General features: G+C 59.7%; 17 protein-coding genes. 9 read left to right on the plus strand and 8 right to left on the minus strand.

Going from position 1 to position 15,203, the window contains the following annotated elements:
- Positions 1 to 20: 20 nt before the first annotated feature.
- Together E2F50_RS01480 and E2F50_RS01485 are read left to right on the plus strand one after the other, a co-directional pair.
- Entirely contained in the window at positions 21 to 344 is a 324-nt protein-coding gene (locus tag E2F50_RS01480; protein WP_133314291.1) for a putative quinol monooxygenase, read from the plus strand.
- Positions 345 to 483: 139 nt separating this feature from the next.
- Positions 484 to 1,629, plus strand: a complete 1,146-nt coding sequence (locus E2F50_RS01485) for an amidohydrolase (RefSeq protein WP_133314292.1) — start codon at positions 484 to 486, stop codon at positions 1,627 to 1,629.
- 69 nt (positions 1,630 to 1,698) lie between these two features.
- Here the strand turns inward: E2F50_RS01485 and E2F50_RS01490 are convergent, their stop codons facing one another.
- Positions 1,699 to 3,075, minus strand: coding sequence for a DUF2778 domain-containing protein (locus E2F50_RS01490; RefSeq protein ID WP_245515258.1), 1,377 nt, complete (start codon positions 3,073 to 3,075; stop codon positions 1,699 to 1,701).
- 702 nt (positions 3,076 to 3,777) lie between these two features.
- Between E2F50_RS01490 and pncA the strand changes: the two genes are divergently transcribed.
- From pncA to E2F50_RS01505, 3 genes are all read left to right on the plus strand, one after another.
- Entirely contained in the window at positions 3,778 to 4,404 is a 627-nt protein-coding gene (gene pncA / locus E2F50_RS01495) for a bifunctional nicotinamidase/pyrazinamidase (RefSeq protein WP_133314293.1), read from the plus strand.
- A 117-nt stretch (positions 4,405 to 4,521) separates the two neighbouring features.
- Positions 4,522 to 5,241, plus strand: a complete 720-nt coding sequence (locus E2F50_RS01500) for an AzlC family ABC transporter permease (protein WP_133314294.1) — start codon at positions 4,522 to 4,524, stop codon at positions 5,239 to 5,241.
- A 1-nt stretch (position 5,242) separates the two neighbouring features.
- Positions 5,243 to 5,557: an AzlD family protein gene (locus E2F50_RS01505; protein ID WP_133314295.1), complete on the plus strand. Its 315-nt coding sequence runs from the start codon at positions 5,243 to 5,245 to the stop codon at positions 5,555 to 5,557.
- On the opposite strand, the gene E2F50_RS01510 is transcribed toward E2F50_RS01505, so the two are convergent.
- Complete coding sequence (locus tag E2F50_RS01510; protein ID WP_133314296.1) at positions 5,558 to 7,390, minus strand: aminopeptidase P family protein; 1,833 nt, start codon at positions 7,388 to 7,390, stop codon at positions 5,558 to 5,560.
- Positions 7,391 to 7,642: 252 nt separating this feature from the next.
- Here E2F50_RS01510 and E2F50_RS23130 point away from each other — a divergent pair, with 252 nt between their 5' ends.
- Positions 7,643 to 7,816 (plus strand): hypothetical protein, encoded by a 174-nt coding sequence (locus tag E2F50_RS23130; protein WP_202615395.1) that lies wholly within the window; start codon positions 7,643 to 7,645, stop codon positions 7,814 to 7,816.
- A gap of 129 nt (positions 7,817 to 7,945) precedes the next feature.
- On the opposite strand, the gene E2F50_RS01515 is transcribed toward E2F50_RS23130, so the two are convergent.
- From E2F50_RS01515 to E2F50_RS22880, 3 genes are all read right to left on the minus strand, one after another.
- Entirely contained in the window at positions 7,946 to 8,824 is an 879-nt protein-coding gene (locus E2F50_RS01515; RefSeq protein ID WP_133314297.1) for a 50S ribosomal protein L11 methyltransferase, read from the minus strand.
- A 79-nt stretch (positions 8,825 to 8,903) separates the two neighbouring features.
- A complete protein-coding gene (locus E2F50_RS01520; protein WP_133314298.1) occupies positions 8,904 to 9,503 on the minus strand; it encodes an SCO family protein in 600 nt (199 codons plus the stop codon).
- A 118-nt stretch (positions 9,504 to 9,621) separates the two neighbouring features.
- Complete coding sequence (locus tag E2F50_RS22880) at positions 9,622 to 9,777, minus strand: hypothetical protein (RefSeq protein ID WP_161973946.1); 156 nt, start codon at positions 9,775 to 9,777, stop codon at positions 9,622 to 9,624.
- 199 nt (positions 9,778 to 9,976) lie between these two features.
- Here E2F50_RS22880 and E2F50_RS01530 point away from each other — a divergent pair, with 199 nt between their 5' ends.
- Together E2F50_RS01530 and E2F50_RS01535 are read left to right on the plus strand one after the other, a co-directional pair.
- Positions 9,977 to 10,444, plus strand: coding sequence for a chemotaxis protein CheW (locus tag E2F50_RS01530; protein ID WP_113127039.1), 468 nt, complete (start codon positions 9,977 to 9,979; stop codon positions 10,442 to 10,444).
- A 186-nt stretch (positions 10,445 to 10,630) separates the two neighbouring features.
- Positions 10,631 to 10,939, plus strand: coding sequence for a hypothetical protein (locus E2F50_RS01535; RefSeq protein ID WP_133314299.1), 309 nt, complete (start codon positions 10,631 to 10,633; stop codon positions 10,937 to 10,939).
- 97 nt (positions 10,940 to 11,036) lie between these two features.
- Here E2F50_RS01535 and E2F50_RS01540 read toward each other — a convergent pair whose 3' ends face one another.
- The gene (locus E2F50_RS01540; protein WP_133314300.1) at positions 11,037 to 11,534 is read right to left on the minus strand and encodes a CreA family protein; all 498 of its coding nucleotides are present in this window, start codon (positions 11,532 to 11,534) and stop codon (positions 11,037 to 11,039) included.
- A gap of 83 nt (positions 11,535 to 11,617) precedes the next feature.
- Positions 11,618 to 12,202, minus strand: coding sequence for a 3'-5' exonuclease (locus E2F50_RS01545; protein ID WP_133314301.1), 585 nt, complete (start codon positions 12,200 to 12,202; stop codon positions 11,618 to 11,620).
- A 285-nt stretch (positions 12,203 to 12,487) separates the two neighbouring features.
- On the opposite strand from E2F50_RS01545, the gene E2F50_RS01550 reads away from it, so the two are divergent.
- Positions 12,488 to 13,027 carry a GNAT family N-acetyltransferase gene (locus E2F50_RS01550; protein WP_133314302.1) on the plus strand — a complete coding sequence of 180 codons (540 nt, stop codon included), beginning with the start codon at positions 12,488 to 12,490 and terminating at the stop codon, positions 13,025 to 13,027.
- 4 nt (positions 13,028 to 13,031) lie between these two features.
- Here E2F50_RS01550 and ligA read toward each other — a convergent pair whose 3' ends face one another.
- The gene (ligA, locus tag E2F50_RS01555) at positions 13,032 to 15,191 is read right to left on the minus strand and encodes an NAD-dependent DNA ligase LigA (RefSeq protein WP_133314303.1); all 2,160 of its coding nucleotides are present in this window, start codon (positions 15,189 to 15,191) and stop codon (positions 13,032 to 13,034) included.
- Between the last annotated feature and the right edge of the window lie 12 nt (positions 15,192 to 15,203).

Consider the following 15,203-nt stretch of genomic DNA (forward strand, 5'->3'; position numbering starts at 1 on the left):
AAGTATGAAGGGGAGCGATGATGAGCGTCACCTACCTGATCGAGTTTGATGTTCGGCCGGAAAAGCGGGACCGGTTTCTGTCGCTGCTCAGCAACGTTCTCGATGCGATGCGTGGTGAAACGACGTTCATCAGCGCGACCTTGAACTGTGACATGCAGAACGAAAACCGGTTCATGCTGCATGAGAGCTGGCAGGATCACGATGAGGTGGTCGCCGTGCAGGTGGCTCGCCCCTATCGGCAGGAATGGCATGCCGCGTTGCCGGAAATTCTCAATAGCGAGCGACGCATTTCCATGTGGCACCTGCTGCGCACCGACGCTGTTCAAGACCAGCCCAAAGGATGAGCGGTGGAATTCCGGGCCTCGTGCATCGGAAACGCTTGGAGCTCGCCGGACCCACCGTCTGATCGTCTCCTACCCCGCGCCTGCTTGCAGAGCTTCGACCCTGGCGCTAGTTTTGGGTTTCAGACGCGGGGGATTTTGGATGCATCTCACCAATCACGACATCATCGAGCTCACAGCTTTCCGGCGCCATCTGCATTCCATGCCGGAAGTGTCCGGCGAGGAGGTCGAAACCGCCAAGGAAGTCGCGCGGTTCATGTCCGCGACCGAGCCTGATGCCATCATCGAGGGACTGGGCGGCACCGGCGTCGCCGTTGTCTATGACAGCGGCAAGCCTGGCCCTACCCTGCTCTTCCGATCCGAGCTCGACGCCCTGCCGATCGAAGAGACTGGCACGCCGGATTATCGTTCCACGATCCCCGGCAAGAGCCATATGTGCGGCCATGAAGGCCATATGGCCACGCTCGCGGCGCTGGGGCGCCAGTTCGGACGGCAGCGGCCGAGCCGCGGCCGCGTCGTGCTACTCTTCCAGCCTGCGGAAGAAACCGGCGCCGGTGCGGCGGCCGTGCTTACAGACCGGCGGTTCAACGAGATCATCCCAGACTACAGCTTTTCGCTGCACAATTTTCCGGGCCTGCCGCTCGGCCATGTCTGGCTGAAGCCGGGAACCGCCAACTGTGCCTCGCGCGGCTTGAAGATCACCTTCACCGGCCGCACCGCCCATGCCTCCATGCCCGAAACCGGCATCAGCCCCGTGCCTGCGATCGCCATGCTGATGCCGTCGCTGACTGCCTTGAGCCGGGGCAGCATCGGCACGGATGATCTGGTCCTCGCGACGGTGACGCATGCAGTGATCGGCGAGCCGGCCTTCGGCATTGCACCGGGCTCCGGGGAGCTATGGGTGACGCTGCGCACCATGACCGATGCGCAGATGCAGGCTTTAGTGGACGCTGCGGAAGCGATGGTGCAGCGGGTGGCCGGCGAATCTGGCCTGTCGGTCGCGCTGGAATATCACGATGTCTTCAGCCATTGCGAAAATCATCCGGAGGCCGTCACCCTTTTGCGCGACGCCATGGACGCCGAGGCCATTACCCATGAGGCAGGTGAGGCCCTGCGGGCCTCGGAGGATTTTGGTCGGTTTGGCAGCGTGTCAAAATCGGCAATGTACTTTATTGGCGCAGGCGAAAACCTGCCGGCACTTCATAATCCGAATTACGATTTTCCGGATGAACTGATTCCGATTGGCGCCAGGATCTTCAGCCGTGTAGCGCGCGACGTGCTCGGATAAGAGAAAAGGCTGGCAACCGGGCCAGCCTTTTTACCTTTAGAGATGTCAGTGGCGTGGGCTCCCTGAGCCTCAGGCGTCCTTGTCCCCGAACAGTTTGGCCAAGAAGCCACCATTGGTGCCGCGGCCGGGACGCTTGCCGTCATACTTCGGCACAATCACCATGTGGGTGATCTCGCCGCGCTGGAATGCCTTCAGGAACCGGTCATATTCCGCAAAGGCGACGCAACCATGGCTATCACCCCGAACGCGGAGCAGATAGCTATGCGCAAGAAGGCCAGTACGCCCCTGCGGCGCCTTGCCGTCGATCGGCGTCAGGCGAATGGCCGCAACGCCATGAAACAGCGATTCGCGCATCGACAGTTTATAGGTGCCCGGAGGCGTCGGACCGCGCATGGTGACATGGGTAAAAGACGGGTTGTCGCGCATCTTGCCGATGCCCGAATGGGCCTCGAGCTTTGTACCGTTCGGCATATGCACGACACCGTTGGTGATGTCGTAGATCGCGACCTTGGTGCCAAGGCCCGGCCAGTTCGGCGCAGGCACGGGGCGCATAGGCTCCTGGCGCATCGGATTGTCAGGCTTGGCGAAGGCGAGAACGGTCGGCTTCTCGTCATCGATCGGCTTGCCTGGCTTCTGCGGTGCCACAGCGGCGATTGCAGCAAGCGCATTCGGCTTGGCGGGCTTTTCGTCCGTGCCGGCAGATGGGCGGATGACCGGAAGCGGCCCAGCCTTCGGCAAGGAATAATCCTGAATGGCGGCGGCAGGCTCTTCGACGATGGCAACAGCCGGTTCGTCTTCCGTTGCCGTATCATCTTCCAGTGCAGTTTGTTCGAGCGCGGCCATTTCAACCGGCTTCATATCCTTCAGTTCCGCCACGCTGTTGGCCGGCGCCACATCCTGGAGCAGATCCGGCATTTCGCCGCGCGGAGCGACTACGACGAGGCTCGCCATGGCTGGCCCGAGGACGGCCTTGATCGCAGCGGCGTCCGGGCGGATATTTTCAAGCGAAGTAAACTGCAGTTCATGCTCAAAATGGCGGGCAGCCTTGGCCATGGCGACATGCATCGTGTCGCGCAGGCTGTCGCTCGCCGGACGGCGCGCAGCCAGTGCGGCGACTTCGGCACCGACAAGCCGGCCAGCCTTGGGATTGGCGGACGCACTGCCGGGAAGGCGGGAGAATTTTGACACATCGAGATGGCGGTCAGCCATAGCCACGACGGGAGCGGCAACAAGACCGGGCGCCGTGACAAGCGAGGTTTCGAACTTCACGTCCGACGCGGACTTTACAGCCGTCGCCACGGTCAGCAAGGAGGCACCCATCAGGGTTGCGGCGGTCAGGCCGATCCCGACGGTGACATTGAAGAGCACCGAGCGCGACTTCTTCCGACGAACCGGCGCCTTGCGTGTATTTTTGCCAGCGGCTGAAACTTCCAAAGAACGCGCCATCACTCGTTACCCGAACCGTTACTCACACCGGCAAAGCCAGCTTTTGCAGCCTTGCCCGCAAGACCAAGGCGGACGTCGCAAGCAGATGAAGCCCGCTCTTTGCCGCCATTCGACTGCTGATGAGATTGAACGATTATGGTAACCAATGTCTTTACGTCGCCCCGATTTCGTTTCGGTGGTGCACATAAAAGCGCATGCCGTCGGAACTTTAGCCGAAATGCGGCAGCAGGATGTTCCTGCTGCGTAGCGATTAAGGCACGTCAACCCGCCGACTGTTGCTGTTTAGCGACAAATCCCCGACTATTCAACCCTACACGGAATTTTAATACGTCATTTGAGTCAGGTGAGGCTGATTTGCAGCATCTTATTCTAAGCTGCGTCGCCTTATTAGATAGCCGGCTAACTAACATATCAGTGCGCCGCCAGCGCATTGTGGCTCCGAATGTTAAAGCCGCACGCTAAAAGCGACTCCACCACGCAGCCAGCAGGCCCGGCGCGCGGCGTGGTGCGAATCACTTATTCGAGCCGAAGCTAATAAAGATCGATGCTCAGCCGGTCCGCCGATGTGAAACCTGCTCCACGCCTGCTGAGGACCGATCCCCCACAGTCCTCCCCTGCCTCGCTTGTCGAAGGGCCGTTAATGCGCTTGATCCGGACGGCCAGCTTGGGCATCCTCTCCAGCGAGACATAAAGGAGAGAGCGATGAAGGCCCTTCTGCTAGTCGACATCCAGAACGGTTTTTGCCCCGGCGGCAATCTGGCCGTTCCCCATGGCGACGAGATCGTACCCGTAGCGAACCGCCTCATTGAAGAAGGCGGCTATGACGTGATCGTCGCATCGCAGGATTGGCATCCAGCCAACCACGGCAGCTTTGCCTCGCAGCATCCGGGCTCAAAGCCGTTCGAGATGGGCGAGCTCTCCGGACGACCACAAGTCATGTGGCCGGATCATTGCGTGCAGGAAACGGCGGATGCTGAATTCCATCCCGACCTGAACACGGACGCGATAGATTATGTGCAGCAGAAGGGCGAGAATCCCGCCGTCGACAGCTATTCTGCCTTCCGCGACAATGATCAGGCGGCGTTAACCGGACTGGCAGGCTATTTGACAGCTCAACAGGTTACCGAGCTCGATATTTGTGGTCTCGCGACCGACTACTGCGTTAAATTTTCGGCGCTTGATGCAGTCGACATGCTGCCGGGCATCAGGGTGCGGTTGATCAAGGATGCCAGCCGCGGCATCGACCCGGAAGGCGTCAAGCAGGCTCTGGCGGAAATGCAAGCCAAAGGGATAGACGTTGTTTCAAGCAGCGCCATTCTGGCCGACTGATCAGCCCACAGACGAGCGGGCGCCGATAGTTCAGTTAAATCAATCCTTGCATCAGCCCAATTCGATTGTGCCTTTTGATGTGTGGCTCTAAAGCCGACGACAAAAGGAAAATGCCGCATGACCAGCACCGAAATCTCGCAGGGCCTCAAGGGCGGCCTGATCATCGCCATCTCGTCGGCGCCCTTCGCAGTTCTGTTCGGAGCGGTTGCTTCGGATAATGGCCTGTCTGTTGCCGAAGCCGCATTGATGAGCGCCACCGTTTATGCAGGCGCGAGCCAGCTGGTCGGTATCGAGCTCTTCGGCCATCATGTGGCGCCCTGGCTGGTCGTGCTTTCGGTGCTCGCCGTCAACTTCCGCCACGTGCTCTACTCGGCTGCGCTCACGCGCTTTATCGGCCACTTCACGCCGGTGCAGAAGTTCCTGACCTTCTTCCTGCTCACCGACCCGCAATTTGCCGAAAGCGTCAAGCGCGGCGAAAGCGGCCAGGGCGTCAGCTTCCAATGGTACATGGCCTTCGGCCTGGCCATTTATGTCTCATGGGTCTTCTTCAGCATCGTCGGCGCCTTCTTCGGGCGAATGATGGGCGACCCACAGGTGCTCGCGATTGATGTCCTGCTACCGATCTACTTCCTCGGCCTCGTCATCGGCTTTCGCCGCAAGGTCGGCTTCTATCCCGTCGTGGCCGCAAGCGCGATCAGCGCAGTGCTCGCCTACCATCTTGTCGGCTCGCCTTGGCATGTCAGCATCGGCGCCATTGCCGGGATCGTCGTTGCCGCCGTCATGCCACTCCAGCAACCAGATGCGGGCCTAACGCCGGCCAGCGAACCGGAGAGCTGAGATGCAAGACCAGCTTTCCATGGACATGCTTCTGCTGATCCTCGCCGCCGCAGTCGCCACTTTCGTAACACGCATTGGCGGTTACGTGATGATCACCCACATGAAAACGGTTCCGCCCCGTATGGAGCAGGCGCTCAACGCCGTGCCGGCCGCAGTCCTGACCACGCTTGTGGCGCCTGCCTTTTTTAACGGCGGCTGGGACGTGAAAATCTCCATGATGGTCGCGCTCGTCGTCAGCCTGCGCTATCCGGGCCTGCTCATGCTGGCAGCCGGCTGGGCGACGGCATTGATATGCCGCCACCTCCTGGGCTTTTGATCAGCCGATCGCTTCCGTCGCCCGAACCAGCCACTCGCGCACCGGAGCTTTGTCGATCAGCGGCAAAAGCTTTTCGCGCACCTCGCCGTGATAGGCATTGAGCCAAGCCAGCTCTTCCGCGGTCAGAAGCTCGCTGAGAACAAGGCGGCGGTCGATCGGGCACCAAGTGAGCGTCCCAAACGACAACATCGGCTGATCGCCTCCCTCGATGTCCTCGGCAGCCTTGACATGGACGAGGTTCTCGATGCGGATGCCATAGGAGCCCGGGCGGTAGTAGCCCGGCTCGTTGGACAGGATCATGCCCGGCAAGAGCTCCTGCGTCGCCAGACGGGCGATCCGCTGCGGCCCTTCATGAACCGAGAGATAGGAACCCACGCCATGTCCGGTGCCATGTGCGAAATCGCCTCCCGCTTTCCACAGCGCAATGCGCGCCAAGGGATCGAGATCGCAGCCGCGGGTCCCCTTGGGGAAGCGCGCTGTGGAAATCGCAATCATGCCTTTCAGCACGAGCGTAAAGAAGCGTTTGCGGTCTTCCGGAACGGCTCCGACGGCGACCGTGCGTGTGATATCCGTCGTGCCGTTGATATATTGAGCACCGGAATCGATCAGGAACAGCTCGCCCGCCGCAATGGCGCGGTTCGACTCGTTGGTCACCCGATAATGCATGATGGCCGCATGTTCGCCTGCGCCGGAAATCGTATCGAAGGAAATGTCCTTTAGCGGGTTCTGCATGCTTTGGCCGACGCGGGCGCGCACCGCTTCCAACGCCTTCACGGCATCGATCTCGGTAATCGAACCCGGCGCCTGCTCATCCAGCCAGCACAGGAATTCGACCACGGCGGCACCGTCCTGGAGATGCGCCTGGGCCGACCCTTGAAGCTCGGCCGGGTTCTTGCAGGCGCGCGGCAACTTTGCCGGATCGCCGGCCTCCACGGTAATACCGCCGGCCTTTTCGATAGCGACGGCAAGCGCTAGGGGAGTAAGATCGGGATCGATCATCACCTTGGCTCCACCGCTCGCCAGGTCCGCCAGCCGCTCCATCAAGGTGGAGGGCTCTCTAATCATCGCAAGTTCCTGGAGATACGCAGTCTGTTCGCCGCCGAGCTTCCTCCGGTCGAGGAATATCTCCGCCTTGCCGGCAGCTGAAACAATGGCACGCGACAGCGGATGCGGCGTGTGCGGAACGTCATTGCCGCGGATGTTGAAGATCCATGCCACAGAGGATGGATCGGTGATGAGCACGACTGCGGCTCCCTTATTTCTTACCGTTGCGGCTATTTCGGCAATCTTTTCCGCCGCCGGCTGGCCGGCGTGCTCGTGTTTGTGGACCGATATCGCCTCGACCGGCTCGGCTGGGCGGTCGGTCCAGATCTCCTCCAGCGGATTGGCGCCCAGCATGACCAGCGAGCCGCCTAATTCGTCCAGCGCCTTCTGCAGACGGCGAACCTCGGCACCCGCATGCAGCCATGGATCAATGCCAAGCCGCAAACCTTTCGCGCCGTGGCGCGGCAGCCAGACATGTGGCGGCTCATTGACCAGATCGCCGCCGGTAAAGACCTGCCCATCCACCTGTTCCGCCAGCTGCGTCACGTAACGGCCGTCCACGAAGATGACGGCTTCACGCTGTGTAATGAGGCCCATCCCGGCAGAACCCGTGAAACCCGTGAGCCAGGACAGCCGCTCCGCCGAGAGAGGCACGTACTCGCCCTGATATTCGTCCGCTCGTGGCACCAGGAAGCCGTCAACGCCGAGCGCATCGAGCTTTGCGCGCAATGCCTGCACGCGCTCACGACCGGATTGCGGAGCCGACTTGGTTTCGAAGGACTGGAACATGGCTGTAATATCCGGCTGGTGATTCAAACTTGGCTGCTCATGCTAGATCATTTGCCACGGGTGACGCCAGTCCATCCCGACTCTGATGTGTTATTGTGCAGTTGCGAGGTAACGCTGCCGGGCGAATGAGCTACCTATGCACAGCGCGCATGACACCCCTGATGCAGAGCCCCTCCCTGAAATGCAAGAAAAGCCTTATATTGCAACCATCGATGGGCGCCGAACAAGGCCTGTCTTCAAGAGGACAACGTCATGGCCAATACCTTTTTCCGGAACGCCTTCAACCGCATGATCGAAGCCCGCGAGCGCCAGGTTTCGCGTTACGTGAACGGTGCTATGCTTAGCCTCGACGACACCACGTTGAAGAACTTGGGCACGAGCCGCGAGGAGCTTCGCCGCAAGGGCGCAAGCCAGTACATCTTCTGATTGACGTCACCGTCTTGGGTTATTGCTCAAGCGGCTTGGATGGATGATGGAAGGCGGCGCAAGCCGCCTTTTTTGTTGCCGCTCTGGTTCCGCGACATGAGCCGGCCTCAATGCTGCACTGCAGCGTGCTTAGCCGTGCATCAGGTGGATTGTCACCCAGCCATTACGCCAGATCGTGCGCACATGCCGCAGCCGGACGCCGCTATAAGCGGCGATGACCTTCCAACGCTGGGCGGCCAGAATGCCCGAAAGGATGACCGAACCGCCTGGAGCCAGATGATGGGCAAGCTGCGGCGCCATCTTGATCAGCGGCCGCGCTAGAATATTGGCAATGATCAGATCAAAAGGTCCTTCATGTCGGAACGCCGGCGAATGAAAGCCTGGCGCCGTTTCGAGCCGGATGCCGCTGGCAATGCCATTGCGTCGTACATTTTCCTTCGCCACTTTGACTGCGACGGGATCGATATCGGTAGCGAGCACGGGAATATTGCGCAGCTTGCGGACGGCGATGGCCAGCACGCCGCTGCCGGTCCCGAGGTCCAGCGCATTGCGCGGTGCGCGGGCGCGGACAACTTGGTCGATCACTTCCAGACATCCGGCCGTGGTTCCATGATGACCGGTGCCGAACGCCTGGCCTGCATCGATCTCGATGGCGATGTCGTTGATCTTGACCTTGTCGCGATCATGCGAGCCATGCACGAGGAACCGCCCTGCCCGTACCGGCTTCAGGCCTTCCAACGATTTCGCGATCCAATCCACGTCGGGAATGACTTCGCTTTTGATATCGAGGTCGGCAAAAGAATACTGCAGGCCATCGGCGATTCGTTGCCGCACCTCGTCTTCCTCAGCCCTCATGAGATAAACCGAGGCTTCCCAAATATCCTTCTTCTCGTCCACTTCAGTCGTGGCGATGGCAAAATCCTCCTCCCCGAAAACCTCGCTGAGGATATCGAGGATCTGGGCCGCACCCTTTTCGGTGGACGTGACGTAAAGGCGGATTTCGCTCAAGGAGCCGGTCTTTCGATTGTTGAACGGATTGGCCAGAGGATTGCCACAGAATGGCCAGCCGCTTCAACCTCGAAAGCCGTCAACCCTTGATCAGGTTTTCCAGCTTCTTGATCGCAACCTCGGGATTTTCGCCATAGGCGATGGTGCCGGCGAAACGTCCGCCATTGTCGAGGAGGAAGACCGAGGCGGTATGATCCATCGTGTAATCGCCGCCGGGGTTTTTTTCGTCGACAGGCACTTTCTTGGCATAAACCTTGAAGCCCTTGATCATCTCAAGGACTTTTTCGGGCGGACCGGAGATGCCTTTTACCCGGTCGGTGACATTGGCGACATATTGGCCCAGCAGTTCTGGCGTATCGCGCTCCGGATCGACGCTGACAAAGAAGCCATTGAGCTTTGTGCCGTCAGGGTCCACCTTATGCATCCAGCCGTTCAGCTCGAACAGGGTCGTCGGGCAGACTTCTGGACAATGGGTGAAGCCGAAGAACAGCGCCGTCGGCTTGTCCTGAAGAGCTTTTTCCGTAATCGGTTGGCCGTTCTGCGCAACCAGCTGGAAAGGGACCCCGAAAGGCGCTTCGGCCAGTTGCTGCTTCGACTGGGTGACCTCGAGCGCCAACCCAACAAGGATGCCGGCGAGCACCAGCACGGCGCCCCACAAGACAATGCGAAAGCTTTTCATTTAGATCTCTTCAGGCATTCGAGGGAGCAGATGCGTCAGTCCGACCGATAGGCTGCGCCGACAGCTTGCGCAACTCAACACTGCGTTTGCCAAGCCACGCGCGCTGAAATGCCTCAGCTCAGAAGCACCAGGAAAGAGCCGTTTCTCCCGCCGCAAGCAGAATGGCGGAGCCATGCTGCAGCCAGCCGTAGAAACCTGCCGCCACGACGGCGAAAAGCGCCATTCCGCCAAGAAGCAGGGCGGGTAGGCTAAGCCTTTCAGCATTATGTTCCATGACGGCACCTCAGCTTTCCAGCTTTGCCTGATGCGAAACCTAAAGCAGGCAGTATTTCCACAAGCAAGCTCTGTGACCGCGCCAAATCTGCATCGCGTTCACCCGATTTTCACTTCTTTGCAAGCATACTGCCTAAAATATCAGGAATCAAACCACCGTATAGACGCGGGTTCCTTAGGTAAATTGGAAGAGTTGTCCCATGAGCAATGCCATCAAGCAGTCCGGCGCCTATCTCGAAATCGTCTCTTTCCATCTCGGCGATCAGGAATTCTGCATCGACATCATGGCGATCCGCGAAATCCGCGGCTGGGCGCCCGTTACACCCATGCCTCATACGCCCCCTTACGTCCTCGGACTGATCAACCTGCGCGGCGCGGTGATACCGGTCATCGACATGGCCTGCCGTCTCGGCATGAAGATGACCGAGCCATCGGAGCGCTCCGCCATCATCGTTACCGATATAGCCGGAAAGCTCGTCGGCCTGCTCGTCGAGCAGGTTTCGGACATGATGACCATTCGTTCGGAAGACCTGCAGCCCGCCCCGGAAATCATTCCGGAAGAGCAGCGCGCCTTCTGCCGCGGCATCGTGGCACTGGAAAAGACCATGGTCTGCTTCCTCAATCTCGACACGGTCATCGCCGACGAGCTGGCGCGCGAAGCCGCTTGAACCATCCTGTTGATTGCTTCTTAATCTTCCACAACACGCCGGTGTTGTGGAAGATTAAACCTTTGTAATCATGTCTCACTTTTAATCCTGGCCGGAACGGGCCCAGGATTTCAGGCGTTTCCTGTCGTAAATTCCAACCGAACCGCTTCGACTCTTCGGCTGGTTGCAGAAGATAGGAGAATGATCATGAAGAAGCTCTTTGCAGCAGCTGCCCTTATGTCCGCCATTGCCTTTGGCGGCGCCATTGCTCGTGACGCCGGCAGCTCCACCCGCTCTTACGACCATGTCGAGGTCGTTTACATGAACGGCCACGCCGACATGGGCATGTTCGGCGAAAAGATCAGCCCCGACAACGCGACCAAGCAGCAGGCCCAGAAAGAGATCCGCAAGGATCCTAGCCTTCGGAAGGTTCTGCTTCGCCATGATGTCGAACTGAAGAATGTCATGGCGATCGACAAGGCGCGCACTCGCGAAACCACGATCTATGTACGCTGATTGAGGCCGCGCCGGGCCTCCACAAAGGCCCGGTACCTCCAGCCTTGCGCAATCATGTCGCGCTCTGGCGACATTGCCCGGCCTGCACATCAACCGCTCAAGGCTGCGGCTTGCCCTTCGTCCAGACGACGTTCTGATTGTAGAGCGGAATTGAGGAGATCGCCATCTTTGCCGAGCCGTCGCTTACCTGCCGGGTGTGGACCAGGTAGATCAGGGTATCGTTCTTGCGGTCGTAGATGCGGTTGACGACCAGCTGTTTGAAGATCAGCGACATGCCCTCGCGAAAGACCTCGTCGCCCTCCTTGGACAGTTCAATATTACCGACCTCTATCGGGCCGGTCTGCCGGCAGGCGATGGAATTGTTCGAAGGATCCTCAAACCAGTTGCCGTTCTTCAGCCGGTCGATCACCCCGCGCTCGAAATAGGTCACGTGGCAGGTGACGCCCTTCACTTCCGGATCCGCCAGGGCTTCGACGATGATGTCATTGCCGATCCAGTCGACCCCCACCTCACCAACGACCTCGGACGAAGCGGGGCCTGCAAGTAAACCAAGAGACAGGGCAGCGGCGGTGGCAAGGCAGGTCAGGCGCTTCATGAGTTCAGGCTCCGTTCAACGATCCGTGATCAGAGATAAGACGCGCGTGCGCGGTTACAAGCACCTGAAGTAAACCGACTACTTCAGCCGCAAGTGCAGGGATGATAGCCGCCTGAATAGAGTCGGCCGACCTTCATGCCGATCATCGCCGGAATATCGCGAACGTGCTGCACGGACAACGAACCGGCGATGGCAATAGCCGCCCGGGCACAGACGGCTGCATCTTCGGCCGCATTGTGGTGAGCAAACCGAAGCCCCATATGCGCCGCCAGCACATTGAGCTTGTGGGAGCCAAGATGCGGCCAGACCTTCTGCGCCATCTTGACGCTGCAGAGATAGGAAAGCTCCGGATAACCGAGCCGGTAAAGATCGAGGCAGGAGCGCCAGACGCTGAAGTCGAAGGCGGCGTTATGGGCGATCATCGTCGCGTCACGGAAGTCATCGGTGAACTCGTCCATCACTTCCGGAAATTCGCCCGCATCCTCCACCTGTTCGGGCCTGATCCCGTGAATGGCGATGTTGAAGGAGGAAAAGCGCATGTCCTTGGGGCGGATCAGTCTTTCCTCGACGCGCACGACCTCGCCATCTTCGATCCAGGCGAGCCCGACCGAACAGGCGCTGCCACGGCTCTCATTGGCGGTTTCGAAATCGATGGCGATGGTTTTCACATGCTCTGTCCCGTGCTCATCCGGTGGTATCTACAGTCGGCGCTGTGATTCGGCAAAACCTGCATCAAAACCTGCAAGGGGTCATCCACTCTTGACGGATTGCTGCCTGTCTGAGAGCATCGCGGGATGATCCGTCTTTGCGCCCACCTTACCGTATCCATGACCACTCGCCCTGCAGGGCGCGTGGCGGGTTTGGCGCGCTAGCCGGTCATCCGTCCGCCAACCCTGCCGAAGATGGCGGGGCTCGGTTTCGCTCTGCCTCGGCAACAAGACCAGGAGAGCCAAATGAATTCTGAGGATGAGATAAAGGAAAAGCCACCCCGAGCCGGAAAGCTGCAAGGCTTGATCATTCGCTCGGCCACACCCGCAGATGCCGACGGCTTGACGGCTCTCGTCAATCTGCCGGGCTGCCGCTACGGGACGCTGCGCCTTCCTTTCCAGACGTCCGCCGAAACCAGACAGCGCCTGGAGACTCTCGGCCCCGGCGGCAAGGAAATCCTTGCAGAATACGACGGCCAGATCATCGGCAGTCTTTTCCTGGGCCCCATGCTCGGACGCCGTCGGCACGTCGCCTCGCTCGGAATGGCGGTACACGATGACTATACCGGCAAAGGTGTCGGCTCGGCGCTGATGCGGGCTGCTCTGGACGTCGCGGACAACTGGCTCGGCCTGCGCCGCGTCGAGCTGACTGTCTTCGTCGACAACACGAGCGCCATCCGCCTTTATGAGAAGAATGGCTTCGTCACGGAAGGCCATCTCAGACAGTTCGCCTTCCGCGACGGGAAATATGTTGACGCCTATACCATGGCTCGGCTCAAGGCGTGACCCTTCAGGCGCCAATGAAGGACAGCCATTCATCCTCCGTCATAACCTGAACGCCGAGCTCCGTCGCCTTGTCGAGCTTGGAGCCGGCACCGGGACCTGCCACGACATAATCGGTCTTCTTGGAAACCGAACCAGCCACCTTGGCTCCTAGCCCTTCAGCGCGCTCCTTCGCCTCGTCACGGGTGAATTTTTCTAGGCTGCCTGTGAAGACGACAGTCTTGCCGGCGACGGGGCTGTTGCTGGCAGCTACCTGCTCCGCTTCCTGCGGCGAAACCTCTGCGAGCAGGCGATCGATCACCGCGACATTGCGTGGCTCCTTGAAGAATTCGACCATAGCACGCGCAACGACCTCGCCAATGCCTTCGATATTGTTGAGATCGGCCCAGGCATCACCTGAGAAACCGGAAGCCTCCTTCATGGCGCTCTCGAAGGCGTCATAGGTGCCGTAGTGCCGGGCGAGCAGCTTGGCAGTCGTCTCGCCCACATGCCGTATACCGAGCGCGTAAATCAGCCGATGCAGCGCAATATTGCGGCGTTCGTCGATAGCATCGAACAGCTTCCTGACGCTGACCTTGCCAAATCCCTCGATGTTTTCAAGCTTGGTCAGCGCCGACGTCTCCTGACGCTTCTTCAGCGTAAAGATGTCGGGTGCCGTCCTGATCTGCAGCGCGAGATCCTCGGCCTCGAAGAAGAAGTCGATCTGCTTGGCGCCAAGACCTTCGATATCGAAGGCATTGCGAGAAACGAAGTGTTTCAGATGTTCGATCGCCTGCGCGCGGCAGACAAAACCGCCGGTGCAGCGGGTGACGGAATCGAGTTTGCCCGTCTTCTCATGCCTTTCCCGCACCGCATGGCTGCCGCAGACCGGGCACTTCTTGGGAAACTCGTAAGGCACCGTGTCGGCCGGACGCTTTTCCATCACCACGTCGAGAACTTGCGGGATGACGTCGCCGGCTCGCTGGACGATCACCGTATCGCCGATGCGGATATCGTGGTCATCCTCGCGGATCCGCTCACCGGAATTGCCAATGCCCTTGATATAGTCCTCGTTGTGTAGCGTCGCATTGGTGACGACGACGCCGCCGACCGTTACCGGGGTGAGCCGTGCGACCGGCGTCAGCGCCCCGGTGCGCCCGACCTGGATGTCGATCTTCTCGACATGGGTAAAAGCTTGTTCAGCGGGGAATTTATGGGCCGTCGCCCATCGCGGCGAACGGGAACGGAAGCCGAGCCGCGCTTGCAGGTCGAGACGGTCGACCTTGTAGACGACGCCGTCGATCTCGTAGTCGAGGTCGGGGCGCTCCAGGCCGATCTCGTTGTAGTGGCCGATGATCTCTTCGACCGAGGAGAGCCGCTTCATCAGCGGATTGACGGGAAAGCCCCAGGTCTTGAACTGTTCGACCATCCCCATCTGCGTGTCGGCCGGCATGTCCGACATCTCGCCCCAGGCGTAGGCGAAGAATTTCAGGTTGCGGCTGGCCGTCACCTTGGCATCGAGCTGGCGCAGTGATCCCGCCGCCGTATTGCGCGGATTGACATAGGTCTGCTTGCCCTCTGCCGCCATCTTCTCGTTGAGGGCCAGGAAGTCGCTTTTGGTCATATAGACTTCGCCGCGAACTTCCACGACATCAGGCACGCCTGCGGGAAGGCGCGCCGGAATGTCCTTGATGGTCCTGATGTTTTCCGTGACGTTTTCCCCGGTCGTGCCATCGCCTCTCGTCGCGGCATTGACCAGACGGCCGTTCTCGTAGCGGATCGACATGGAGAGCCCGTCGATCTTCGGTTCAGCGGTAAAGGCGATCGAGTCGTCAGGAAGCTGGCCAAGAAAGCGATACACCGAGTTTACAAAATCCAGGACATCCTCGTCAGAAAAGGTGTTGTCGAGCGACAGCATCGGCCGCGAATGGGTGATCGGCGCAAAGGTCGCAAGTGGTGCCGCGCCCACCTTAACCGAGGGCGAATCAGCGCGGATCAGCTGCGGAAAGCGCTTCTCGATCGCATCGTTGCGGCGCTTCAGCGCATCATAATCCGCATCCGAAATTTCCGGAGCATCATGGCCGTGGTAGAGCTCGTCATTGCGTGCGATCTCGCTCGAAAGAAAAGCTAATTCCGCTGCGGCCTGTTCTTCAGTCAAAGATTCGACGGGTATCTGTTCGGCAGGCATGCGGAAACTCCT

This window comes from Rhizobium deserti (assembly GCF_004358025.1).
In the GTDB taxonomy this organism is placed as follows: Bacteria; Pseudomonadota; Alphaproteobacteria; order Rhizobiales; family Rhizobiaceae; genus Neorhizobium; species Neorhizobium deserti.

What these genes read in the sequence shown, in the direction of transcription:
- E2F50_RS01480 (WP_133314291.1), top strand. Translation starts at nt 21, where the DNA reads ATGAGCGTCACCTACCTGATCGAGTTTGATGTTCGGCCGGAAAAGCGG.
- E2F50_RS01485 (WP_133314292.1), top strand. Translation starts at nt 484, where the DNA reads ATGCATCTCACCAATCACGACATCATCGAGCTCACAGCTTTCCGGCGC.
- E2F50_RS01490 (WP_245515258.1), bottom strand. Translation starts at nt 3,075, where the DNA reads ATGGCGCGTTCTTTGGAAGTTTCAGCCGCTGGCAAAAATACACGCAAG.
- pncA (WP_133314293.1), top strand. Translation starts at nt 3,778, where the DNA reads ATGAAGGCCCTTCTGCTAGTCGACATCCAGAACGGTTTTTGCCCCGGC.
- E2F50_RS01500 (WP_133314294.1), top strand. Translation starts at nt 4,522, where the DNA reads ATGACCAGCACCGAAATCTCGCAGGGCCTCAAGGGCGGCCTGATCATC.
- E2F50_RS01505 (WP_133314295.1), top strand. Translation starts at nt 5,243, where the DNA reads ATGCAAGACCAGCTTTCCATGGACATGCTTCTGCTGATCCTCGCCGCC.
- E2F50_RS01510 (WP_133314296.1), bottom strand. Translation starts at nt 7,390, where the DNA reads ATGTTCCAGTCCTTCGAAACCAAGTCGGCTCCGCAATCCGGTCGTGAG.
- E2F50_RS23130 (WP_202615395.1), top strand. Translation starts at nt 7,643, where the DNA reads ATGGCCAATACCTTTTTCCGGAACGCCTTCAACCGCATGATCGAAGCC.
- E2F50_RS01520 (WP_133314298.1), bottom strand. Translation starts at nt 9,503, where the DNA reads ATGAAAAGCTTTCGCATTGTCTTGTGGGGCGCCGTGCTGGTGCTCGCC.
- E2F50_RS22880 (WP_161973946.1), bottom strand. Translation starts at nt 9,777, where the DNA reads ATGGAACATAATGCTGAAAGGCTTAGCCTACCCGCCCTGCTTCTTGGC.
- E2F50_RS01530 (WP_113127039.1), top strand. Translation starts at nt 9,977, where the DNA reads ATGAGCAATGCCATCAAGCAGTCCGGCGCCTATCTCGAAATCGTCTCT.
- E2F50_RS01535 (WP_133314299.1), top strand. Translation starts at nt 10,631, where the DNA reads ATGAAGAAGCTCTTTGCAGCAGCTGCCCTTATGTCCGCCATTGCCTTT.
- E2F50_RS01540 (WP_133314300.1), bottom strand. Translation starts at nt 11,534, where the DNA reads ATGAAGCGCCTGACCTGCCTTGCCACCGCCGCTGCCCTGTCTCTTGGT.
- E2F50_RS01550 (WP_133314302.1), top strand. Translation starts at nt 12,488, where the DNA reads ATGAATTCTGAGGATGAGATAAAGGAAAAGCCACCCCGAGCCGGAAAG.
- ligA (WP_133314303.1), bottom strand. Translation starts at nt 15,191, where the DNA reads ATGCCTGCCGAACAGATACCCGTCGAATCTTTGACTGAAGAACAGGCC.